This is a genomic window from Halorarum salinum, assembly GCF_013402875.1.
In the GTDB taxonomy this organism is placed as follows: domain Archaea; phylum Halobacteriota; class Halobacteria; order Halobacteriales; family Haloferacaceae; genus Halorarum; species Halorarum salinum.
In genome coordinates this window covers 2,865,348-2,886,303 of the sequence record NZ_CP058579.1, presented here as the reverse complement: position 1 = coordinate 2,886,303, position 20,956 = coordinate 2,865,348, and the positions used below count along the sequence as shown (strand labels likewise).

36 protein-coding genes are annotated in these 20,956 nt (G+C 63.2%); 16 read left to right on the top strand and 20 right to left on the bottom strand.

The features are described from left to right. Window positions 1-20 precede the first annotated feature (20 nt). From HUG12_RS14485 to HUG12_RS14475, 3 genes are all read right to left on the bottom strand, one after another. Window positions 21-1,184 carry a glutathione-independent formaldehyde dehydrogenase gene (locus HUG12_RS14485; RefSeq protein ID WP_179269455.1) on the bottom strand — a complete coding sequence of 388 codons (1,164 nt, stop codon included), beginning with the start codon at window positions 1,182-1,184 and terminating at the stop codon, window positions 21-23. Between the two features lie 239 nt (window positions 1,185-1,423). Then, window positions 1,424-2,728, bottom strand: coding sequence for an MFS transporter (locus tag HUG12_RS14480; RefSeq protein WP_179269454.1), 1,305 nt, complete (start codon window positions 2,726-2,728; stop codon window positions 1,424-1,426). A 153-nt stretch (window positions 2,729-2,881) separates the two neighbouring features. Then, window positions 2,882-3,715, bottom strand: coding sequence for an HD domain-containing protein (locus HUG12_RS14475; RefSeq protein ID WP_179269453.1), 834 nt, complete (start codon window positions 3,713-3,715; stop codon window positions 2,882-2,884). A gap of 614 nt (window positions 3,716-4,329) precedes the next feature. Here HUG12_RS14475 and HUG12_RS14470 point away from each other — a divergent pair. Then, window positions 4,330-5,607 (top strand): site-specific integrase, encoded by a 1,278-nt coding sequence (locus HUG12_RS14470; protein WP_179269452.1) that lies wholly within the window; start codon window positions 4,330-4,332, stop codon window positions 5,605-5,607. Here HUG12_RS14470 and HUG12_RS14465 read toward each other — a convergent pair. From HUG12_RS14465 to HUG12_RS14430, 8 genes are all read right to left on the bottom strand, one after another. Further along, window positions 5,574-5,741: a hypothetical protein gene (locus HUG12_RS14465; RefSeq protein ID WP_179269451.1), complete on the bottom strand. Its 168-nt coding sequence runs from the start codon at window positions 5,739-5,741 to the stop codon at window positions 5,574-5,576. The genes HUG12_RS14470 and HUG12_RS14465 overlap by 34 nt on opposite strands. Beyond that, the gene (locus tag HUG12_RS14460; protein ID WP_179269450.1) at window positions 5,738-6,130 is read right to left on the bottom strand and encodes a hypothetical protein; all 393 of its coding nucleotides are present in this window, start codon (window positions 6,128-6,130) and stop codon (window positions 5,738-5,740) included. Before HUG12_RS14460 ends, HUG12_RS14465 begins: the two co-directional genes overlap by 4 nt. After that, entirely contained in the window at window positions 6,127-6,393 is a 267-nt protein-coding gene (locus HUG12_RS14455; protein ID WP_179269449.1) for a hypothetical protein, read from the bottom strand. The genes HUG12_RS14460 and HUG12_RS14455 overlap by 4 nt, the downstream gene beginning before the upstream one ends. An 88-nt stretch (window positions 6,394-6,481) precedes the next feature. After that, a complete protein-coding gene (locus HUG12_RS14450; protein ID WP_179269448.1) occupies window positions 6,482-6,625 on the bottom strand; it encodes a hypothetical protein in 144 nt (47 codons plus the stop codon). Further along, the gene (locus HUG12_RS14445; protein WP_179269447.1) at window positions 6,626-7,189 is read right to left on the bottom strand and encodes a hypothetical protein; all 564 of its coding nucleotides are present in this window, start codon (window positions 7,187-7,189) and stop codon (window positions 6,626-6,628) included. A gap of 7 nt (window positions 7,190-7,196) precedes the next feature. Continuing rightward, window positions 7,197-7,976, bottom strand: a complete 780-nt coding sequence (locus HUG12_RS14440; RefSeq protein WP_179269446.1) for a DNA polymerase sliding clamp — start codon at window positions 7,974-7,976, stop codon at window positions 7,197-7,199. Beyond that, window positions 7,973-8,119: a hypothetical protein gene (locus HUG12_RS14435; protein ID WP_179269445.1), complete on the bottom strand. Its 147-nt coding sequence runs from the start codon at window positions 8,117-8,119 to the stop codon at window positions 7,973-7,975. The genes HUG12_RS14440 and HUG12_RS14435 overlap by 4 nt, the downstream gene beginning before the upstream one ends. Further along, window positions 8,116-8,643 (bottom strand): DUF7344 domain-containing protein, encoded by a 528-nt coding sequence (locus tag HUG12_RS14430; RefSeq protein WP_179269444.1) that lies wholly within the window; start codon window positions 8,641-8,643, stop codon window positions 8,116-8,118. The genes HUG12_RS14435 and HUG12_RS14430 overlap by 4 nt, the downstream gene beginning before the upstream one ends. A gap of 296 nt (window positions 8,644-8,939) precedes the next feature. On the opposite strand from HUG12_RS14430, the gene HUG12_RS14425 reads away from it, so the two are divergent. Next, on the top strand, window positions 8,940-9,197 hold the full coding sequence (locus HUG12_RS14425; protein ID WP_179269443.1) for a type IV toxin-antitoxin system AbiEi family antitoxin domain-containing protein: 258 nt from the start codon (window positions 8,940-8,942) through the stop codon (window positions 9,195-9,197). 4 nt (window positions 9,198-9,201) lie between these two features. Here the strand turns inward: HUG12_RS14425 and HUG12_RS14420 are convergent, their stop codons facing one another. From HUG12_RS14420 to HUG12_RS14405, 5 genes are all read right to left on the bottom strand, one after another. After that, window positions 9,202-9,372 carry a hypothetical protein gene (locus HUG12_RS14420; RefSeq protein WP_179269442.1) on the bottom strand — a complete coding sequence of 57 codons (171 nt, stop codon included), beginning with the start codon at window positions 9,370-9,372 and terminating at the stop codon, window positions 9,202-9,204. A gap of 155 nt (window positions 9,373-9,527) precedes the next feature. Beyond that, window positions 9,528-9,719 carry a hypothetical protein gene (locus tag HUG12_RS14415; RefSeq protein ID WP_179269441.1) on the bottom strand — a complete coding sequence of 64 codons (192 nt, stop codon included), beginning with the start codon at window positions 9,717-9,719 and terminating at the stop codon, window positions 9,528-9,530. Then, window positions 9,716-9,910, bottom strand: coding sequence for a hypothetical protein (locus HUG12_RS14410; RefSeq protein ID WP_179269440.1), 195 nt, complete (start codon window positions 9,908-9,910; stop codon window positions 9,716-9,718). Before HUG12_RS14410 ends, HUG12_RS14415 begins: the two co-directional genes overlap by 4 nt. A gap of 108 nt (window positions 9,911-10,018) precedes the next feature. Then, complete coding sequence (locus HUG12_RS21895) at window positions 10,019-10,153, bottom strand: hypothetical protein (protein ID WP_281362301.1); 135 nt, start codon at window positions 10,151-10,153, stop codon at window positions 10,019-10,021. Further along, window positions 10,150-10,308 carry a hypothetical protein gene (locus HUG12_RS14405; RefSeq protein ID WP_179269439.1) on the bottom strand — a complete coding sequence of 53 codons (159 nt, stop codon included), beginning with the start codon at window positions 10,306-10,308 and terminating at the stop codon, window positions 10,150-10,152. The genes HUG12_RS21895 and HUG12_RS14405 overlap by 4 nt, the downstream gene beginning before the upstream one ends. A 365-nt stretch (window positions 10,309-10,673) precedes the next feature. On the opposite strand from HUG12_RS14405, the gene HUG12_RS14400 reads away from it, so the two are divergent. From HUG12_RS14400 to HUG12_RS14360, 9 genes are all read left to right on the top strand, one after another. Beyond that, on the top strand, window positions 10,674-10,898 hold the full coding sequence (locus tag HUG12_RS14400; RefSeq protein ID WP_179270654.1) for a helix-turn-helix domain-containing protein: 225 nt from the start codon (window positions 10,674-10,676) through the stop codon (window positions 10,896-10,898). Next, window positions 10,876-11,226 carry a hypothetical protein gene (locus tag HUG12_RS14395; RefSeq protein WP_179269438.1) on the top strand — a complete coding sequence of 117 codons (351 nt, stop codon included), beginning with the start codon at window positions 10,876-10,878 and terminating at the stop codon, window positions 11,224-11,226. The genes HUG12_RS14400 and HUG12_RS14395 overlap by 23 nt, the downstream gene beginning before the upstream one ends. Next, window positions 11,223-11,552 carry a hypothetical protein gene (locus HUG12_RS14390; protein ID WP_179269437.1) on the top strand — a complete coding sequence of 110 codons (330 nt, stop codon included), beginning with the start codon at window positions 11,223-11,225 and terminating at the stop codon, window positions 11,550-11,552. The genes HUG12_RS14395 and HUG12_RS14390 overlap by 4 nt, the downstream gene beginning before the upstream one ends. After that, a complete protein-coding gene (locus HUG12_RS14385) occupies window positions 11,545-11,823 on the top strand; it encodes a hypothetical protein (protein WP_179269436.1) in 279 nt (92 codons plus the stop codon). Before HUG12_RS14390 ends, HUG12_RS14385 begins: the two co-directional genes overlap by 8 nt. After that, complete coding sequence (locus HUG12_RS14380; RefSeq protein ID WP_179269435.1) at window positions 11,820-12,005, top strand: hypothetical protein; 186 nt, start codon at window positions 11,820-11,822, stop codon at window positions 12,003-12,005. Before HUG12_RS14385 ends, HUG12_RS14380 begins: the two co-directional genes overlap by 4 nt. 2 nt (window positions 12,006-12,007) lie before the next feature. Next, complete coding sequence (locus HUG12_RS14375) at window positions 12,008-12,166, top strand: hypothetical protein (RefSeq protein WP_179269434.1); 159 nt, start codon at window positions 12,008-12,010, stop codon at window positions 12,164-12,166. 166 nt (window positions 12,167-12,332) lie between these two features. Continuing rightward, window positions 12,333-12,746, top strand: coding sequence for a nucleotidyltransferase domain-containing protein (locus HUG12_RS14370; protein WP_179269433.1), 414 nt, complete (start codon window positions 12,333-12,335; stop codon window positions 12,744-12,746). Beyond that, on the top strand, window positions 12,743-12,880 hold the full coding sequence (locus HUG12_RS14365) for a hypothetical protein (protein WP_179269432.1): 138 nt from the start codon (window positions 12,743-12,745) through the stop codon (window positions 12,878-12,880). Before HUG12_RS14370 ends, HUG12_RS14365 begins: the two co-directional genes overlap by 4 nt. 210 nt (window positions 12,881-13,090) lie before the next feature. Beyond that, a complete protein-coding gene (locus tag HUG12_RS14360) occupies window positions 13,091-13,348 on the top strand; it encodes a hypothetical protein (RefSeq protein ID WP_179269431.1) in 258 nt (85 codons plus the stop codon). A 469-nt stretch (window positions 13,349-13,817) separates the two neighbouring features. Here HUG12_RS14360 and HUG12_RS14355 read toward each other — a convergent pair whose 3' ends face one another. Further along, window positions 13,818-13,994, bottom strand: coding sequence for a hypothetical protein (locus HUG12_RS14355; RefSeq protein WP_218836324.1), 177 nt, complete (start codon window positions 13,992-13,994; stop codon window positions 13,818-13,820). Between the two features lie 152 nt (window positions 13,995-14,146). Between HUG12_RS14355 and HUG12_RS14350 the strand changes: the two genes are divergently transcribed. From HUG12_RS14350 to HUG12_RS14330, 5 genes are all read left to right on the top strand, one after another. After that, on the top strand, window positions 14,147-14,431 hold the full coding sequence (locus HUG12_RS14350) for a hypothetical protein (RefSeq protein ID WP_179269430.1): 285 nt from the start codon (window positions 14,147-14,149) through the stop codon (window positions 14,429-14,431). 523 nt (window positions 14,432-14,954) lie between these two features. Next, the gene (locus HUG12_RS14345; protein ID WP_179269429.1) at window positions 14,955-15,134 is read left to right on the top strand and encodes a hypothetical protein; all 180 of its coding nucleotides are present in this window, start codon (window positions 14,955-14,957) and stop codon (window positions 15,132-15,134) included. Next, window positions 15,122-15,394 (top strand): hypothetical protein, encoded by a 273-nt coding sequence (locus HUG12_RS14340; RefSeq protein ID WP_179269428.1) that lies wholly within the window; start codon window positions 15,122-15,124, stop codon window positions 15,392-15,394. Before HUG12_RS14345 ends, HUG12_RS14340 begins: the two co-directional genes overlap by 13 nt. 613 nt (window positions 15,395-16,007) lie before the next feature. Next, complete coding sequence (locus tag HUG12_RS14335; RefSeq protein WP_179269427.1) at window positions 16,008-16,298, top strand: hypothetical protein; 291 nt, start codon at window positions 16,008-16,010, stop codon at window positions 16,296-16,298. 88 nt (window positions 16,299-16,386) lie between these two features. After that, window positions 16,387-16,650: a hypothetical protein gene (locus HUG12_RS14330; RefSeq protein WP_179269426.1), complete on the top strand. Its 264-nt coding sequence runs from the start codon at window positions 16,387-16,389 to the stop codon at window positions 16,648-16,650. 252 nt (window positions 16,651-16,902) lie between these two features. Here the strand turns inward: HUG12_RS14330 and HUG12_RS14325 are convergent, their stop codons facing one another. The 3 genes from HUG12_RS14325 to HUG12_RS14315 all read right to left on the bottom strand — a co-directional run bounded on the left by HUG12_RS14325 (window position 16,903) and on the right by HUG12_RS14315 (window position 20,918). Then, complete coding sequence (locus HUG12_RS14325) at window positions 16,903-17,790, bottom strand: sulfatase-like hydrolase/transferase (RefSeq protein ID WP_179269425.1); 888 nt, start codon at window positions 17,788-17,790, stop codon at window positions 16,903-16,905. Window positions 17,791-17,856: 66 nt separating this feature from the next. Continuing rightward, a complete protein-coding gene (locus HUG12_RS14320; protein ID WP_179269424.1) occupies window positions 17,857-19,095 on the bottom strand; it encodes a glycosyltransferase 87 family protein in 1,239 nt (412 codons plus the stop codon). 263 nt (window positions 19,096-19,358) lie between these two features. Next, complete coding sequence (locus HUG12_RS14315) at window positions 19,359-20,918, bottom strand: glycosyl hydrolase family 28-related protein (protein ID WP_179269423.1); 1,560 nt, start codon at window positions 20,916-20,918, stop codon at window positions 19,359-19,361. Window positions 20,919-20,956 lie beyond the last annotated feature (38 nt).

Here is a 20,956-nt window from a genome sequence, read left to right as displayed (position 1 = left end):
CGCGACGCGCCCCCCGCGGTTCACGGCGTGAGGAGGACCTTCGTGACCCCCTCCTCGCGCTCGTCGAACCGCTCGTACATCTCCGGCGCGTCCTCGAGGGAGACGCGGTGTGAGACGAGGAAGCTCGGCTCCGCGACCCCGTCGACGATCATGTCGCGGAGCCGCCGGTTGTACCGCTTCACGTCACACTGACCGGTGCCGAAGCGCAGCCCCTTCTCGAACAGTTTCCCGAACGCGAGGTCCAGTTTCCCCTGCTGCTCGACCTGTTCGGGCGCGTTCGGGTCCGCGGAGACGTACACGCCGACGACGCCGATCTTCCCCGTCGCGCGAACGGTGTCGACGAGGTGGTTGAGGACGATCGAGGGGTTCTCGCGGGCGGCGTCGTAGGGGCTGTCCCCCTCCCTGTCCCCCTCGATCGCCTGGTACCCCACGGCGTCGACGCCCCTGTCCACCCCGCCGCCGTGACGTTCCTTTATCCGCTCGGCCGGGTCGTCTTCCTCGAAGTTTATCGGGACGGCGTCGCAGTGCTCCTCGACCATCTCGAGCCGGCTCTCGACGCGGTCGACGACGTAGATCTCCGAGGCGCCCCTGAGTTTGGCGCTGTAGGCGGCCATCGTGCCGACCGGCCCCGCGCCGTAGACGGCGATCGACTCGCCGGGCTGCAGGTCGGCGAGTTCCGTACCGTGCCAGCCCGTCGGGAACACGTCGGCGAGGAGGATGAAGTCGTCCTCGTGTTCGTCGCCCTCCGGAAGTTCGAGCGCGTTGAAGTCGGCGTACGGAACGCGTACGCTCTCGGCCTGGCCGCCCCGGTACGGGCCCATGTTCACGTAGCCGTACGCCGCTCCCGGGGAGTCGGATTCCACGTTCGTGCAGAACCCGGTGTACCCCGCCTCGCAGTTGCGGCAGTGACCACACGAGACGTTGAACGGGAGCACCACGCGATCCCCCGGCGAGAGGGTCTCGACCCCCTCGCCGACCTCCCGGACGGTGCCCATGAACTCGTGGCCGAACACCATCCCCGGATCGGCGCCCGCCCGCCCCTCGTACATGTGGAGGTCCGACCCGCAGATGGCCGTCGTCGTCACCTCGACGAGCGCGTCGTTGGGCCCCTCCAGTTCGGGGTCCTCGACTTCCTCGACCGATACGTCGTACGGGTCGTGGTACACGACGGCGTCGGTTCCCATGTGTGTCCTCCCGCCATCCTAGACGCGAAATCCCGTGTTAACGATTGTCGGTGACTGCGCTAGAACTCACGGAAAGTGACACGTGGAGGCGGAACGCACCGTGTCGACGACCGGACGCGTTCCGCAAACAGGTGGTCGACGGCCGGACGCCACCGAACCCCGGGGCGCCGTTCCCAGGGGGGTCGAGGCGCCGACGTGGCCCGGGTCGGTTCGTACGATCGGCGAGCGGGCCGTGCGTCTCAGTCGTCGCCGACGGCCGAGGTGGCCGCCGCCCGCCGCTCCGCCCGTGCGGCCAAGCGCGACTGGATCACGAACGCGGTCGTCGCGAAGCCGATGAACCCCGCGGCGAGGAGGAACCCGGCCTCCGTCGAGACGATGTCCATCACCGTGCCGACGACGACCGGGCCGACGACCTGTCCGACCTTCCAGGAGATCGAGCGGAGCGACATCGCGCTCGCGACGGAGTCGTACTGCTCGCCCTCCTCGACGAACAGCGCCATGCTCGCCGGGAGGCGGATGGAGTCGGCGATACCGAGGACGGAGTAGGCCGCGAACAGCGCGAAGAACGCGCCGCCGAGCACCTGCGTGTCCCCGAGGTACGTGATCTCGACCGGGTCGAGCGTCCCCTCGAAGTGGGCCGCGAGCGGGATTGCCGCCGTCCCGAGTCCGTACGTGAGCGCCCCCACGGCGACGAAGTGGTGTTTCCGGCCAAGCCGGTCGGTGAGGTCGCCGACGAACCCCTGCGTCAGCGCCTTCGTCGCCTTCCCGCCGGCCATGATCCAGCCGATGGCGAACGCGGAGATGCCGAACTCCGTCCGCGCGTAGATGGGGAGGAAGATGATGACGGCCATCTTGCCGACGCTGAAGGTGAACCGAAAGGTGACCAGCGCGCGGAGCATCCCGAGGCCGACGAGCGAGCGGAACGTCTCGATCCCCCCCGCTTCCTCGGGGTCCTTCCGGCCGCCGGGGTCGTCCCGGAGGAAGGCGTAGACGAGCACGAACGTCGCCAGCGTGATGAGCGTGAGGACGACGTACGTCTCGGTGAAGCCGTACGCGTACAGCAGGTAGCCGCCGAGCAGATCGCCCGCGAGCGAGGAGACCGAGGCGAACTGGTTGTACGAGCCGAGCCAGCGCCCGCGCTCGCCGTCGGGGCTGATCTCGCCGACGACCGTCGCGCCGGTGATCCAAAGCATCGACGCGCCGAGCCCCTGGACCATCCGGACGAGGATGACGTGTTCGGGGCTCTGGACGAGCACGAACCCGACGAACGTCGCGACGTTGACGAGGAAGCCGGCGAGCAGGTAGCGCTTCGCGTTCCCCGTGTCGACCTTTCGGCCGAGCGGGAGCACGATGCAGAGCTGGACGAGCGCGAACGCCGTGCCGAACAGCCCCTCGACGAACCCCGTCGTGCCGAACGCCTCCGCGTACAGCGCGAGCGCGATGAGGATGGTCGAGTACGCCTGACTGCGCGCGAACGCCGTCCCCGCGAGCGCCGCGAACTCCCTGTTCCGGAGGAGCGCGACGGAGTTGCCGAAGCGTGCCACCTGTGGCTATCCTCGTTTCGGTTCGAAACACCGCGCGGCCGTTGAAAAGGGTCCCGGAGGCGGCAGCCGCGGGGGTTCGATGAGGTGCGGTCGGGGGACCGACCGAAGAACGCCTCCGCGGGAGAACGGGTCGGACGGAGCGCCGGTTCGGGATTACAGCTCGATGCGCTCGACGAGCTGGTCGTCGGCCTTCGTGTTGATGGCGACGATGCGGACGTACTCGTCGATGAGCGAGTCCTTCAGCTTCGCCTTCAGGAGGTTGTCGACCTGATAGACGCCCGCGGCGTTCACCATCTCGATGTCGACGAACACGGGGACGTCCTCGTTCTCGCCGGTGCCGGGGTTGAGTTCGACGTGACGGATGGCCTGCGAGGAGAGGGTGTTGATCCCGCGCCCGCCCTTCTCGTAGGGCATCCTGGACCGGCCGCGCTCCATGTCGAGGCCGTCGGCGACGCGGATGACGCCCGCCTCGCGGGTGAGCGGGTCCTCCTCGGTGTGGTGACAGAGGATGGCGTGGAGCACCTCGCCCTTCATGCGGACGGCCTCGGACGTGTCGTAGAACTGCTCGAGGAACCGGTCGAGCACGTCGGCCGCGAGCGGGATCGAGTAGTAGGCGTGCTCGTCCCGGTGGACGACGTGGCCGATGTCGTGGAGGGTGGCCGCGAGCGCGATGATGACCGCCTCGTCGGCCTCCGCGAGCCCCTGCTGGGCGGCGCCGTTGAACTCCACGCCGCCGCGTTTCAGCAGGTCGTACAGCCGCAGGGCGTGGTTGCGGACGATCTCGATGTGTTTCGCGCCGTGGTCGTTGTACCCCTTCCGGGTGACCGCGTTCACGTTCTGTGCGCGCAGGTAGGTGTGGATCTCCGGGTCGTCGCGGATCGCCTCGAACACCTCGTTCAACTTCCCGTCGGGGAAGGCGTGCTCGGCGTCGGGATCGTATCGTCGCCCGCCGGCGGCGCCGGCGGCGGCCTGGGCGTCCTCGCTCATACGTCGTCCAAACGTGGTCGCGCCGCAAAAACGCTCCCCTGTCGTGATACGCGTCTCCGACGACGTTCAGTCCCCAGTCCCCCAGCCAGTGGGGTCGGCCGGGTCGGACGGACCGACCGGGTCGGTCGGACCGGTCAGCGGGCGAATCCGCGACGGCGACGAGCGGAACCCGGTGACCCCGTTACGGCGCGTTCTAACCGTCGGTACCGACGTAATAACAAACACGACGCCCCACGGAGTAGCATCCGCCGAGGTAGGGTCGCTCGTTGGCAAGAGCATCACCGATACGCGAAACGGTGAAGGCCGGAACTCCGGCCTCGTGTGGTTCGAATCCCACCCCTACCGTTCCTCCCCGATTCCGCGAGAGCCACCAGCACGGTTGGGACGGCCCCGACCGGGCGTGGACCTGCCGGCGGAGCGAGTTCCGGGAGTCCACGAACTGGTCCACGTTCCGTAACCACGTGGACCCGAGACCGCCAGTCGACGGCCGGCCCGTTTCGACCAGCGGCCGGGAAATCCGACGGCTCGTCGGGGATACGCCTCGGCCTGGGACGTCCAAAAAGCCTATTTTTCCAAAGCTCACCTTTACAAGTCTCTTCTGAGTCGGCGGGTCCATGGGCAACCTGGAGGACTTCCAGAACTTCGGCCGGCAACTCCGAAAGGAGCTCGACGCCGTCGACGACCACGACGAGGTAGACCGACCCTACATCAAGCGGTTCGTCACCGCCATCGACGGCCACGTCGCCGAGTCGACGCTCGCTGTCTACCTCCGGAATCTCCGCCGTGTCTCCGACCTCACCGACGAGCCCCTCATCGACCTCGACGAGGCGGGTCTCGACAGCTACGTCTTCGACTGGCGACGCGATCCCGCGCTCGGGCAGGGTGACGACCCAGGCTTCTCCGAGGGGACCATCCGCAACTACCAGTTCGCCGTGACGAAGTTCCTCGACACGATCGACGTCGAGGCGGAGTGGGTCGAGGACTACGACCTCGTCGCACCCCCACAGAACAACGTCGAACCCGAGGACATGCTTACTCCCGAGGACGTCGCCGCACTCGCCGAGGGGGCGAACAACCTCCGCGACATCGCGCTCATCGAGTTCCTCGCCGACACGGGCGCCCGCCTCTCGCTCGTCGGGTCGCTCCGCGTCGGCGACGTCGACCTCGAGGGCGTCCGCGCCACCTACTCGCCGAACCCGAACGCGACCGGCCTGAAGGGCGCGACAGTCATGTCCTACCCCATCATCGACTCGAAGACCATCCTCCAGACCTACCTCCGGTCGACGCACCCGCGCCCGGAGCGTGAGGACGTCGCCTTCTTCCACCGTATCGGCGGGAACCACAACACCGACGAGGACGACGCCGGTGCCATCTCCCCGCAGAACATCCGCGGGCAGCTGCGGAAGGCCGCGGACCACGCGGGGATCGACAAGCCCGTCAACCCCCACAACTTCCGCCACTCGGCAATCACGCGGATGCGTCGCGAGGGCTGGGACCGCGGCGAGATCGAGCACCGCGTCCACTGGTCGGTCGACACCGACATGTGGGCCACCTACGAGCACATCTCCGGCGAGCAGCACAACGAGGCGATCTGGCGCCACGCCGGCATCGTCGAGGAGGACGAGGACGGGCCGGACCGCCAGCGCATCCCCTGTCCGAACTGTCGCGAACCACTCGCTCCCGGTCACCAGTACTGCAACCGGTGTGGTGAGCCCGCTGACGGGGCGACGCGGCGTCTGAAACAGCAGGCCATCGGCTCGCTCGCAGACGCCATGGCCGACCTCTCCGAGCAGGAGCGGCGGGCGTTCCTCTCCGAGTCGCTCCAGCGCCTCGACGAGGACGCCAGCATGCTGGGGGCTCACGAGTCGCCCTCCCAGCAGTCCGACTCCTGACGGATGCGCTGGAACACCCAGGCGTGCGGGCCGTCGCTGTCGGCCTCGCGGTCGATCTCCGCCTTGTGCTCCTGTATCCACTGGTCGGTCGTATCGGCCTGAACGGCCTCGATTGACTGTGCGGACTTGCTCATGGTTCGTGAACCTCATGGTGATTTAGCGACTGTCCATCGCGCCAGAACTGCTCCCGGACGGCCTCGCGGACCGCCCGGCCGTGGTCGTTCGTGATGAGCTCCAGCCGGACGCTGTAGCACGTCGTGAGCGTGTCGTCTCGGCGGAACAGCACCGCCTCGGTGACGTCGTCGTAGCGGGCCTCGTCGTGGGCGGGGACGCGCTCGATGCCGTCCTCGGCGTGCCGGAGGTCGAGCCGGCGGGCGCGGCGCCATGCGACGTGGATGTCCTCGCCGGATCCGCCCCGCGATGGCCAGCGGTCCTCGCGGAGGTGCTGGCTCGGGACGGCGGGGAGCGGGTACTCGCCCGCGGCGATGACGGGTTCGTCCTGCCGGGAAGGGGCGGCGCTCATGCGTCCCCCCGGTCGCCAACGGGCGACAGGCCGATGTCCTCCGGGCTGGCGCGGTCGAGACGGGCGGCGAGCGAGTTCGGGTCCATCCCGCCATCGTTCCGCGGCTCCCGCTCGTCGGGGTCGTCGAACTTGTGGGAACAGATCCGACACGAGTAGGCGAACTCGTGGTCGGCGTGGCCGCCGTTGAGCGACCGTTTGAGCTTATAGATCCGCGCCCGCCCGCACTCCGGGCAGCACTCGACGAGGTCCTCGTTGGCGCTCATCCGAGCATCACCACCGCGGTGACGATGGCACCGAAGCAGCCGAGCGTGACCGCCCACACGAGGCCGAACGCCTGCCAGGTGGAGAGCGTCATGCCTCCCCTCGGACGACGCGCAGGTCGTCGATGCGTCCCTTGAACTCATCGAACGCCTCCTCCGCCTCGTCGAGATCGGCGTCGGACGTGACCGCAGCGTCGAGCGCCCGCTGGAGGTGCTCGCGAACCTGCTCAGTCACTTAGACCACCTCGATTGGCGCCCCCTCGGACGCCTCCTTGGCGCACGGCAGGCACCGAAGGCCGTCCCAGTCCGGCGACCGGCCGAACGGTTCCTCCGTCGCCCCACAGACGACACATGCATCGGCGTCCGGTTCGGGGTCGGGAGAGTCCCGGCGAGCCTTGTCGTCCTCGGCCCACGCGCGAACCTGCGCGTTCGTGATAGACGAGTGTTCTGCGTGGTCGATGACGTGCAGGCACGACGGTCGGTTGTCCCACTTGACGCCACGGTCACCCTCGACCTCAGGCGACGAGTGGTGGACGTCCTTCCCGTCGAGATCCGCGAGGATGTCCTCGATTGGCATGTCCGGCGGGTAGCACGCGACGACCGCCAGTAGGCGGTGGTGGGGGACGTACACGTCCTCCTTGCCGCGGCGGGGGGTGTGCGGGCGAAACTCATAACTCCGCCAGCGCTCGTAGCCAGCGCCCGATCCGTGGCCGCCCTTTGTCTCGAAGCGGGCGCACGTGTCCTGTTGGGGTGCTGCCTCGCCGAGGACGTATTGAGGCTCGGATGCAGTAGTAGACACATCCAGGTCACCTCGCCTCGACCCGCGGGGCCTGAAAGCCCTCAGCGAACCCGTGACCGTCGGCGAATTCGTACTCGAACAGCACCGGGTGTTCCGTCCCGTGTCGCAGACGCACCTCGGCGTCGTTCGGAACCGGCTTGAACAGGTCGGTGAAGTAACCCAGCGACAGAAGCGAGTTGCAGTCCTCGCCGATTTCGCTCCCCGGGAGGAGGTCATCCCCCTCGACGGTCACGTCCGAGTCGTCGGTGTCGCCCTGCGCCTCGACGTGCAGCACTCCCTCGTCGGCGACGCTGCGGAAGCGGACGTGGTCCGAAATGAGGTCAGCAATGTCGACCGCCTCCGAGAGCATGGCCGCCTCGACGTGCAGGTCGGCGTGCCACTTGTCGTCGAGATTCGGAAGGTCGGGTTCTTTCCGAATCGCGTCGGGGTCGATCAGCGCCATGCTCACATCGACGTTCCGGAAACGGATGTTGAGCTTCCGCGTCTCCTCGTCAAGTTCGAGATGGATGATGTCGTCCGCGTTCGCCTTGCTGACGATGTCGTCCAGGCGCGTGAGGTTCACGCCGATGCGACCGCCGTCCGCCCAGTAGGACTCGAACGCCGCCGCGTCGAGATCGACGCGCGTCATGGCGACGTTTCCGGGGTCGACCGCGGCCGCCCGGATGCCATCCTCGTCGAGTGTGAAGATGGCCTCCTGCACGACCGCCTGAAGCGTGTCGATGGTCTGCTGGAGCACCTGTGCGTCGATGATCGCCTCGAACGTCTCCCGCTGTTCGGCGACGCTCATGCCGAGCACCCCACGTCCTCGAAGTCCTCGGGGTTCTCGTGCCGCTCCGGACAGTCGATGCAGTCCCACTCAGGGGTGAGCCGCTGGTAGAGATGCTGGAGCGTGTGGTCGCCGACCTGCTTGAACGCGCTCGAGGTGCTCATGCGGACCCCCACAGCTTCGCCTTTAGCCCACCGACGAGTCCGGCCGGCTCGTTTTGCCGGCGGAACTCGCCGGCGTCGATCTCCTGCATCGTCTCGACAGCGAGGTGTGCGGTGACGAACTCGTCGCCACGCGAGACCGTATCCTGGGGACCGTCCCAGTCGATGATGTTCGCCTCGTCGAGGAGCGGGAGGTGGTTCTGAAGGAGCGCGATGTAGACGCGCTTGCGCTGCTGGGCGTCGAGCTGGTCGGCAGGACAGTCGTTCTCCAGCGCGGCGTTGTGGTCGGCGAGGTCGCCGATCATCACGCCCTCGCGCGTGGCGCAGTATTCGACGGACCGTCTCCGGCGCTGGGAGCCCATCGTGTCCCAGAGGTCCTCGGGATCATTGCCGCTCTGGAGGCCGCCCAACACCTGCGGGTTCTCTTCGGCCTCCTCGCCTCCGACACCGTCGCTCTCAGACCTGTTTACTGTGCTACTGTTTCTCGTGGGGCTTTGTTTAAGTGCCCTGTCGTCTGATGTGCTCATGGGTCAGTCGTGCTCAACCCCTGGTTGGGGGTCTTCGGCGACCCACCCGGCGCGCTCCTACGCGCCGGACTTTCACTTTCCACGGACTTTCTGGAGCCCGTATAGGTGGAAGTCCGGACAGGTGGGCTGATTAGCATGTTAGAAGCCATGCCTTATAGTTCTTGCTCAGGATTACTGAGCAGCTAATCAGAAGTACGGTCAGAATACTCGGGAATGGCGATATATTCATAAGTGATACTGTCAAACCGTCTGTCATCGGTGGAGATATGCCATGCTCTTCCGCAGACACGGGTACAATGCGCCAGCCTGCGGAGTGGATGGTTCCCGCAGATGACCGAATTCTCGAACTTATTAGAGAAAATGGGAACCTCACGCCTGGCGCGATCGAGGCGTTCGGCGGGCCGGTCGCCGACCACGCCAGCCGACGTGCGAAGGAACTCTCTCGGCATGGGCTCCTCGATCAAATCCACCGCGGCCTGTACGCCATCACCGACGAAGGGCTCGCCTACCTCGACGAGGAGCTCGACGCCAGCGAGCTCGAGCCGCGGGACTAACATCTTAGACCGCCTCCAGTTCGAGGCCGTGCCTGTCGGCCCACTTCCGGATCGTCTTCTCCGAACAGCCCCACGCCTCGGCAAGCTGCTCGACGCCGTCGTGCTCTGTTAGCCCGCGGGCTAACTCCGCCCGCGACCACCACGGAGAGCCGGCGGGAACCTGGTTGGGGTCCATACCCGGTTGACACGTGGTCGCCATCCGACTTAGTGGCCATCCGGAGGGGCTTGGCGAAAGTGAAACTGGTCGCCCGGCGAACGGGTAACCGCCTGATGGGGATACAGTGTCGACCATAGTGAAACAAATACTGGCGAGTGGAAGTGAACAGGGGGTTAGTCGGCCGCGAACGTCTGCTCCCACCAGTGGGAGACAACACCACGCTGGTCGCAGTCGTTGTCGTGCGGGATCTCCTCGACGGTGAGGTGGCCGGCGCCGCAGTGCGCGCAAATCACCACGCCCGTTGGCTTGCCGTTGTTGCCCTTCTCGAGGACGAACTCCGTCTCGGGTTCGGAGAACGATCTCATGGCCCCACGTTGAAGTCGTCCTCAGTCGGCGGGCGGTCGTCGCGGTCGATCTGCCCCTCCACGGGCATGAGGTAGTGAACGGTCGCGAGGTCGCCGAAGTAGTCGGTCGTGATTCCGACCGCCTCCTCGGGGATCTCGATCCGCCCGTCCGACTTTCGGAACGACTCGTAGACGTACTCGTACTTACTCACGCGAACCACCCCAGTCCCGGCCGAGGACGTCCAGCGGGCTCATGCCCTCGCCGAAGGCGTAGGCGACGTCGAGGCGGAACTCCTCCTCGGACTGGCGGTCCCACCGGCTCATGCCTCCACCCCGCGCGACACCGCGGTGACGGTCGCGCCGTCCTCACTGAACGCCTGCGCCGCGCGTGCGCTCTCGGTCTCGATCGGGCGCCGGCCGGGCAGGTCGACGCGATAGGTCGTGCGGACGGTCATGCCGCTCTCCGGCACTGCGGGCACGTCACGGGGCCGTCGGGGTCGCCCAGGAACGTCACGCCGCAGTCCGAGCAGTCGAGCTCCGCTGCGGGGACCGACGGCGTCGAGGCCGCGAACGCCTCGATCGAGACCTCCGTGGGGAACGTCGCGCTCATGCGTCCCTCCCGCGACTGGCGAATGGTGCGAGTTCGGCGATCTCCTCACCGAACGGGTGCGGTGCCGTCGCGGTTCCGCGGTCGGTTTCGTGCTCTTCGTCCGTCGTGTCGCGGGACTTAACTCCCGCGCGGGCTTGCGTTGACATGCTTGCTCGGATGGCAAGCACCGGTCGCGTGTCTCCAGCACGCGGCCACTTTCTGAAGCGGCCATCCGGTGCTTCCTACTCTATAGTCTATACTCCAGTATCATAAACCTACGGATTGTAGACTAAAGTCATGCGGTGTTAGCATCGTGGGTGACGGCCATAGGTTAATGGTGGGTGCCAATCACCACACATATGCGGATGAGCACAGAACTCGCGTCCATGAAAGCCGAAGACCTCCGCGAGGTTGATGGGCGAATCCTGGACGCACTGAAGGAGAACCGATACAACGCCCCGCTGCTCGCTGACGAGCTTGGCTACTCCAAGCAGTACATCCGCGAGCGACTGGCCGACCTGCGACGCCACGAGCACGTGCGCTCGCTCGGCTACGGGCTGTACGAGTTCCAGAGTGACCCGAGGAACAATGAGCCAAACGAATCAGGATAACGACACACACGACCGAAACGCCACCGCTGTATTGCAGCAGATCAAGGACGACCGGTCCAAAGCGCTCCGGGCGCCGAAGGACACGAGCAACTACGATTACGACGGCGACGCCCGCACGGCAGCTCGTTACATCGGCGACTGTGCAGGCGGGACGCCGATGTTCGAGATCGTCTCGACGCGCGTCCGAAAGTTCCCCGAGGGGTCAGACATGCACGACGAGCACGAGCAACGGTCGATCAAGAACTGGATACTCGGACACGAGGACAGCATCGAAGTGATCGACGTCGAGGACGAGGACGGCTTCCTCGACCGTGAGGTGCCGGCATGAACGAGAACCACGACATGATTCTGGAGGCGAGGAACCGCGACCGCTGGGAAGACAAAGAGGCGTACGGGGAGATCGACGGCGAGAAGGTCTACCTCGTCGCTGAACTACGGGACGGGAAGTACCCGAAGCTCGTCGCGATGGTCGGCGGCGAGTGGTACCACTACCCCGAGGACGACCTGGAAGACGAGTACGTGCGTCACACGAAGGTCACGAAGTCGTACGACCGCGTGGACATGCTCAACACCGGGTTCAGCGCCCTGGTGGAGAAGCACGGCCTCGTCGAGGAACTGCCGGAGGAGTGGAAGATGGAGGACGACGATGTCTGAGCGTGCAGGACATGCGTCGGAAAGTCCGCAGGACGTCTGGAAGGAGAACAACGAGGGCTTCCAGTACGACGCCCCGGAGAAGCCGCCGGAGGCGTGGTCTACGGACGAGTATCAGGAACTCCACGACCGCGTCATCGGTCGCCGCACCGAGTGGTACTGCCAGCACTGTTCGACGTCGCCGTTCAGTAGCCTGGAGAAAGCCCGGCGGCACGTCTCCAGACAGCACGGCCAGCAGCTCGTCGAGAAGTACGCGCCCGCGGAGGAAGCATGAGCGACAGACACGAGAGCGAAGATCCGCACACCGTCGCCGTCACCATCGAGAGGGAGTTCCAGGTGCCGGGCGACCTCGTCGAGGCCGAGCACGCCGAAGACTACTTCTGGAACTACTGGGGCGAGTTCCTCGGTGAGCGACCGACGGAGAAGGACGAGATCGTCGACGTGGAGGTAAACTAACGATGACACTGGGATTCGAGTGTCCGAACTGTGGTGACCTGACGTCGTTCTCGGAGGATGCGGACCCCGAGGACATCAAGAACAACATCTACGAGTGCGGAGGGTGCGGAGAGAACATCCTGATGGACTCGTACGACCCCGACAGGGGGTCGGTGGAGTAACGATGGCTGTCTGTCGAGGAAATCCGAAACTCCGGTGCTGGGAGTGCGGGAAGTCGGAGAAATACCAGGATGCGAAGGGCGTGTGGGTCTGGGAACGCATCGGCGACGGGCCGGCCCAGATCACTCGCTGTCCGGACTGCGCCACCGGTGAGGAGGACGGTACTGTATGAGTGAGGAATCTACCGCCGCAATCCACCGGAATGAAGTCAACCAGATTCGGGAGAGCAAGCCGCGGCTTCACATCGACGACGTCGATCAGGAGCACCGGGAGGCTGTCCGCGACGCCATCGAGGACTGCATCCGCCGGAACTTCCAGCCGCTCGACCCGGATCTAACCGTCGACGAAGTCTACGTCTACGGCAGTTTCGCCGAGGGCGAGGCGACGGAGACGTTCAGCGACCTCGACCTCCGGGTGATTCTCGACACGGACGCCCTCGATGAAGAGACGGCGAGCGTCATCGCGAAGACGCTGAAGCACGCGGTCACGACGGAAGTGGCCGGGGGCGCTCCGTTCGGCTACGTTGACCCGCAGTGCTATCCCACGTGGTCGGACGCCGCTGAGGGCGAGGTGGTACTGTGAGCGACGTAGACAACGCGGGAGGTCTTCAGCTGATGAACGATGTGCTGGCCGTCGTTAATCAGCTCCTCTGGATGGGGGTTGCCTTGCTCCTCCTGAACGCGCTGTTGTTCGGCGGAGGTGTCCCGGTCCAATGAGCGGCGACCAATTAGAATCTGGTGTTCAGCGCGAGTTCGGAGGGGACCCCGAGTGCCCGCCAGGGTATCCGTTCTGTAGCGGCTGCGGCACCGTGTTCGAGGCATCGACGAGATCCCGGACCACGACTGCGCCGCACCTCGGGGGTGGTCAGCGTGAACGATGCAGACTCTGACACAGGAAATCGTCGCCCCACCGAGGCGAGCGAGTCCATGACGGTCGCGGAACTCCTCGCCCTCTGCGGCTCCGCGAACCATGACAGCGGCGAGAAGACGCTCCGCGACCTACAGAACGCGCTCGGAGAGGCACACCCCGCCGTCGCGGGGGCGCTCGTCGGACACCTACGCCGCGGGCTCGAAGCCTCGAACGGCAAGGACCGCGGGACGGCTTCGGGGAGCGAACACCCCGATTGGCACGCCGCCCTTGTCCGAGCGAAGGAGAACAGCGACGAAGAGGGGTACGATGTCTGAGCGTGCGGATTACGAAGGAGGAAGTCGTCACGTTGGGACGTACTCCTGTAAGGAGTGCAGCCTTAGCGTCCGGCTCTCCGTGATGTTCCCCATCGGCAGTGCGGATCACGAGTGCCGGCGCTGCGGTGAGGAAACCAGGCACAATCTCACGGATGGCCTAGTTCCCATTTCGGAGGCTGAGAGCTATGTCTGACACCGGCGTAGAGGCCGTCCCTTGCCCAGCATGCAGTGGGGAGCCGAATCTGCTGGCGCTCGAAAATACAGCGGAACACCACTGTACGAACAGCGATTGTTCGGTGTTGCTCTATGATCCACACGGATTCCACCAATGAAACTGATTCAACAGCTCCGAGAGTGGGCACCGATATTCGTACTGCTATCCGCGATGTTGTTTTGGCTTGACGTGGCGTACACCGCCTTTCAATCGTGGGGGTGGTATCTGTGACGGGAGCTAATTGCGAGCAGGAATTTACTCGCAGACCGCGTCGCGTAGCTCGTCCGCGAGGGTGTCATGGGCTTCGAGCGCCTCCAACTCGCTCTCGCCGAGCCTGTTGATCCGCTTCCTAACGCGCGTCACGACGACGCCGTAGTACTTCTCAGAGACGTCCGCCTCACCGAGTAGAATCTCCATTTCACGATCTGTCATCAGGCCACGCGGGCCGTCTTCAGACATAACAGCGTCTGCCGTCGCGTCCATGTTACAGTTTCCGGTAGGCTACGGAACTCCGTAAACCTACCGAATACTGTAGGCTACAATATACCGTAATCTATAAGTGGATGGCTACATTATACTGTAGTATGAGCGCAACAACCCATTCGGCCAGGTCGAAACAGTTCGTGGGGAGCAGCCTCTCGCTCGAATCTGGCGACAAGATCGTCACCAACTACGGGGGCGAGTTTGACTCCTGGGCGAAGCAGGCCGAAGAGATGCCGGAGATGGGTCCGGACTACGAGGACTGGTACAAGGTCAAGGGCGGCTGGGACGGTGCTGCATGTTTCGACCTCTGGTACAGCTGGCGGACGTCAAAGTGGCACATGAGCCCCAACGGCGATACACAGAAAGTGTACGTCTGTAAGGTGTGACCGTGACGAATAGACACGAACCGACCCGTCGCGGGTGCGACGAGTGCGGAGCGGCACCGTCGTTGCTTCGGGGACCCACAGGGACGGACCAGCTGCTCTGTGATGTCTGCCTGGACGACTACAATCAACGGTACGACCTATGACCACCACTGAAAAAATCGAACGCCCCGACCTTGACGCCTGGCGAGTAACTTCGGGAGACGGTGGGACTGACCGAATCATCGTGGGCGAATGGTTCCACGGCCCCATGAGAATCGAGATTGCTCCGGAGGACCTCATCTCGGACCCGGACGCGGAGGGATTCGATGGATAGACACGACGGTGGATTGGGAGGCGTCTGCGAACATCACGACGCTCAAGTCGGAATCTCGATGCACGAGGTGGAGATCCACGACCCGGACAAAGTCGAGGAGTTCTGCGACTGGTGCGGTGGGCCCCCGAACCTATTGCTCATCAAATCGCAACGCCACCGGCTCATCCTCTGTGAGGGGTGCCGAAACATCATCCGGACATTAGTAAGACCATGAAAGGCGACGAATTGGAGGGGGAGATTAATCACCCAACAGGAAAACCAAGAAACATGACCGAAGCTACGTGTCCTAACTGCGGCGGCGAGATGGAAGAAACCCACCCTGAGCACAGAGAGTACCACGGCATGGCGTTCATCTGCCGAGGTGAGTGCGGGAGGATATGGGAGTCGTGACGAATAGACACGACGTCTCCAACGACAAACCCGAGAAGGAGTTCGACCTCCTCGAGGGCGAGCACCACTGGGCCGACGTCGAACTGAACGAGAAGCTGCCGCTCGACCCCGCGACGGTCCAGCGGAAGCTCCGCCGCACCCATGCCTTCACCGACGAAGACGACCGCGTCACCGAGGAGGGTCTGGAGGCGCTCCGTGCCTACGACCCCGACGAGTGGGACAGCCTGGACGAGTTCATCGAGGCGTGCGTGGACGCGTAGCGCCGCTACACCAATCCAGCGAAGTGGAATAGCCAGTCGGCGACTCCTAAGGCCTCATTCCAAAGAGGCATACTGAAGGTGGCATCTGGATCTATTCGCAAATCTTCGAACAGGTGCAACAGCACGTGTTGTGTCAGTTCTTTCATGACAGTAGCGACGAGGTTGTCCTCCCTTATAATCGCTGTCGGCAGTTGTGCAGGCCTGCACGAATCATTTCCAACGACTACTTCCACCATTTCCTACACTTCCACCGAACCCCGTGCAGTGTCGAATAGACTAATTCGAGGGAGCTTGTGGTCCGCTGTATGACCTACACGTTACGTGAGGCCCTCTTAGAGGGCGGGAAATTATTCATCGTGAGCCTTGTTGGTGGGGTAGCAGCCACGGGATATGCTGTGAACGGTGTGGCGTATTTGTATGGCATTACTATTCCCGGCGTCCTGCTGATAGCCTCCTATTTCTGGGTGGTTGAGCGGTACATTCGGCCCACTGATTCGTGGGTGAATGTACATCTCTTAGGGCACTCAGAAGAGGATGACAACAGCCCGAATAGCGCCCAACGACTGAACCGCCCCCGTACGTCGGGCCCTTCAAACCGGTACCACACTCAAGAATGACTCCTACCTCACTTGGCCCGGTCTCGTGGATCCGCACTGACGGCGACAGCCACGAAGCACGCATCGAAGTCGAGGTGTTCCCCGACGACACGGGCGCCCGGATCGAGTGGCGTACCGCCGGCCACGAGGGAACGGCCGACCTGACGGGCGAGCCCGCCGAGCGGCCCGCAGTGTTACTCCTCCACGAGCCGGTCGAACAGTTCGACCAGGAGCTGGAGGCGCTCCGACTCCCCAGCGGGACGGCCGACGTCGTCACGGATGCGGTGGCGCTCTTCCAGTCGCGATAGCTGTCGCTGGTTTACTTCCACCGATTCGCCCACTTTCACCGCGCGGGTGAGGCGCACCTTTTCCCGGCGGTGACGGGAGTGCGATTCCATGGACAACTGTGCCCCAGTCCACCCGGACGTCGATACCGAGGAGCTCGTCGCGGCGGCCGAAGAGATCGAGGACGCCCGCGAACTCGTCGCCTCGGCCCTGAACCGGATTCGTGTCTCCGACCCCGAGGCCCACGCACCGCGGTACGTCGATACCGCGTACGCGCAGTTGACGCTCGCCGACGAGGCGGTCAACCGTACGCTCACGATCCGCGGGGTCGACCGGAAGGAGCAGACGGAACGACTCGTCGAGAGTCGGCGGTAGCCGCCGCTGTCTACCCTCCCCACCGTAACCCAGCCCCGGACAGAAGCGAGGGCGGGGGCGAGCATGGGAAAAGTGGTGTCCAAATCAACACGCAGACTTCTGCGAGTCTGCGTTGAATCGCGCGTGGGCGTGGGATGTCCCGCGCCCCGGCCGACGGGGCGTGAGTCACCTCGTCGGCCGATGAACTCCATCACTCAATTTCGCACTGGTAGAAGAGAATCGGTCTCGATCAGTTCCTCAGTCTCGGTCCGATCAATCGAGATACCCCAAGTCGCGGAGGTGGCTGTCCACTTCTTCGACGCTCTCCTCCACCTCGTCTCTGACCGGAGCCTCTGGAACGATGTCTTTGCGCTCGCCACGGTCCACGATGAACCAGGGAACCTCAACCGTCTCCTTGATATAGATTCCAGTGGGGTGCGAGAATGTTCGCGCGGGGAACGGCCGTTGCCGTTCTCCTAATATTTCTCCATGGTCTGCGGTGATGACTGTCTTCCCTTCAAGGCTGTCGATGAGGCGAGTCACTTCCTCCAGAACATAGTCGAGATTCGCCCGGTACGCCTCTCGAACCTCCGCCTGCGTAAGATCATTCTTCTTCATTGTCGCCACCAACCCCATTCCATAGTCGATTTCCTCACCGCCACCTGCGAGGTAGGGCTGGTGGGGCTGCATATAGTGGACCATGAGGCGTTTGTCAGGATGGTCCTCGGCGGCGTCCAACGCGTCGTCCGTAACGGTCTCTGGGTAAACCGAAAGCCCGTCAAGTGCGTCCTTCTCGGTCGCAATGTATTTGAATACTTCCGCATCGATCTCAGTTTTCAACCGTTCATACTGCGGATTTGACGAGACATACACGAGATCGCGGATCGTGCGGTTCCCAAACGTCGCTCGGAGGAACTCTTCAGTGGCTGCTGCTTTGGAAATTCGCTTTTCAAGGTTGCCGTCGAGTGTGCAGTGTTCTTCGAAGAAGTCGTACCGGCACGCGTCTAAAATAATTAGATTGTCCCAATCCTCTTGGAGAACATCGATACCGCGGTCATTGAATTCGGTTTCATTGGTGACGTTGTAGTACAGCCTGTTTAGTGGCTGGAATACCAAATCCGGCTGTTCTACCGCTCTCTTCATCTTTTCACGCAGGGCCATTTTTCGAAATGCTGTCGCTTCTGAACGGTTATCTGTTTCGATGATTGAAACAGAAAGGTAGAAATTTTACTCGGGGGAAAGGTCGAAGATCGGGGACCTTGGCAAACGATGGGATAGTAGGAGTCCAACGAAACACACAGCCAACACCAGCAGATGAACCTTCGAGATCCCGCCAATTTCCCACAGCATCCCCCACCGATCACCGCTGCCGAGTTTACTGCTGAGCGTGGTGTACGCACCTGTCGTGAGAATCAGCCCGGTGGAAACCGCCCCCAGCACTGAACCCCACTTTCCTGCGAGGAGGACAAGCAGGAACACGCCGAACGGGAGGTAGCGAACCTCTGCCGGAATGAAAAAGACCATCGGAATGAACCCGACCGCCATCCCCGCCAACAGTTCGTTCGAGGTTGCAACATAGATCCCCAAACCGACGAACACGATGAGCAGGAGTGGAAACACGAGGCTTTCGTAGTAAGGACCGATCGGTTGGAATAGGCCCGCGAACCCACTTCCACCCTCGCCAGCGTGCCGACTCACCGCCCCTCGGTTCTCGATGAGCAACATCAGGTCGCCGGGGTGAAGGGCGAAGTAGCCAAGATTCGGCAATTGACTGATTACACCGCCGCCGATGAATCGCCGCGTCTCTTTATCCGTTCCATGTTCGAGAAACACGACGCCGGTAAGGACGAGTGCCGCAGGGAGTGCAGTGAATTTGAACGTCGAAACCCCGATCGCTATCCCTGCCAGGGCGAACCGGCGGCGGTCAAAAAGCACGACCGACAGCAAACAGAGTGCTGCGACCAAGACATCAGCTCCGCGGAACCCAACCCGTATCCAGAGCGGGACGTAGGCCACGAGTGCGATGACAGCGAAATCGGCCCGGAGCATCCCCCCACTGGCCGGAGTAGCATCGCGATCCTGCCAGTACCACCCTGCGGAGGCCAGCAGGAGGAGATACGCACCGATTGAGGTGACCGCGACACTCAGTAACGACGTCGACGGGGAGAGCGGAAGGCCAATGGGCGAATGAAATGCCACCCACGAAAGGGCGAACGGAACTGTGAGGAGGATAGCGAACGAGGGGAGATACGGATACGCAGAAACAGGGCGGCCATCACTGGTCACGTCGACGATGCTATAGACTGATTCGCCCTGAATGATGCTTGCGGCAGCACTCCCCCAGTTTGCAATTGAGCCGCTGTTGATGAGGAATGCACCTGGAGTAACGAATAGCAACCCAATGAGAATCCAGTGGCGAGTCGATGCCGGCAGATCCGTCCAAGGCGATGGGAGGTACTGGTCCATACTGACGAACTTTCCCCACTCTGTTTAATTGTTTACACACATGTTCGCACCGGTTACAGAGCGGCCCCGCCGTCGTTGGCGTTCGTCGTGTTGACTGTGATTCAGTCCATTTCTCGCAGACGTCTGGAATTCATTAGAAACACCACTGCCGGCCGTTGGGGTGAGAATTACATTAACGGGTCGAAAGCAAAAGAGAGTGAATGACCGGCAAACTGGCACCGGCTCCCCTCAGAATGGAGTTGACAACTCTGCACACCCTCAAGTCACATATCGCTCCAGCTTGTTCCTCCGTCCGTCGTGACCCGCCAGTGGGGGTTCGAGTCTCCCGTGTTCGTCCCGTCGTCGACGTACAGCGCGTTCGACGCGTCAGGGGATGGCGTCGAAGACAGCCATCGGTTGAAATACTGAACGTCCGTCCCCAGCTCCCATGTGTATTCCCACGTCTCCCACGTGACGGCGTTTGCGTCGACGATATCAACGTCTGTCCCGCCGCCGTCTTGCCGAATCCCGCTATTGATTTTCCCTCTGATCGCCGAGTTTGACGCATCGCCAACCTGCAGGGCAGCCGTCGCGTTGGTGAACCTCCCGCGCGGGTTGACCTTGAAGTCCACAGCGTCGCGCAGCAGCACGCCCACGCCGCTCGCGGAGAATCCCGGCGCGATTTCCGCAGCGGTGGCATTCGCGACCTCGATATCGGCGACTGTGTTCCCTTCGAGATACGTCCCATAAATGAACGTGGCAAAGTCACGCTGTCCCGTCCCGAGGACAATACCGGAGTCGCTATTCGCATAATTCCCGCCAATAATGGTCGTTGACCCACTCGTTGAAATGTCCGCAGCGTGGTTGTTGTGCTGTCGGCTCGAACACCCGAACAGGCAGTTATCCCCGCCGTTACTGTCGAACCAGAATCCGTCATGTCCCGAATAGGCATCGCAGCCGAACAGGTCAACCTGATCCGTTTCTTCGAATCGGTAACACGCGCCACCTGAATTATTGAATCCAGTGACTCGCACACTATCGAATACCGTTTGACTCAGGCCACTATCGCTATACGTCGCTGAATCGTTAGCGATACCATGCAAATGGGCTCCTGACCCCACGGAAAGCGTGAAATTCCTAAACGTCAGGTTGGTGCTTGCCGGGACTATGCCACGATCGGCATCTCCGTCATATGTGAGTGTGGATGAATCAAATGCATCGCCCACAACCCCACCACCAATCCAGTCAACGACAATCTGGTTCGTGAACGGGTAGTCTCCAGTGGGAAAGTAGACTGTTGCACCAATGCTCTTCGCGTGAGCCACTGCCGAATCAATCGCTGAGGTGTCGTCGGTCGACCCGTCTCCAACTGCCCCAAACCACTTGACGTTGACCCGCGGCGATTCTTTGCTATTTGCCTCGTCTGCGTCCATCGCGCCGGCGTTCGTAATATCGTTTCCGCCGGCGTCGAGGTCCTCCTCCATCGGGTTGGCGACGTCGCCCCCGCCACCTCCTGTCTGGGCGAACCAGTCGTCACCGTCAGACTGGACCTCGAGCTGGCCCCAGTCCGCGTCGATCGTCTTCGAGCCCTCTCCATCGGGGTTGATGACCTCGCTGCTCTCCGTCTCGACCGTGATAGCGTTCGTTCCCGCGTTGCCACCCACGTCGACGATTCGTACCGAGTGGCCATTGCGGGCGTCCGCCGTCGCGAGCGTGACGGTGACGCTCCCGCTGGAGGTGTCGACGTAGAGCAGGTTCTCGTCCTGCGTGGTGTAGGGGCTGTCCGTGTCATCGATGTGCGTCGGGTCGGTGCGAACGCTGTCGCCGTCGATTGATGTTGTCATGGTTGTGTCTCGTGTCGTTGTCGTGGTACTGCCCCCAC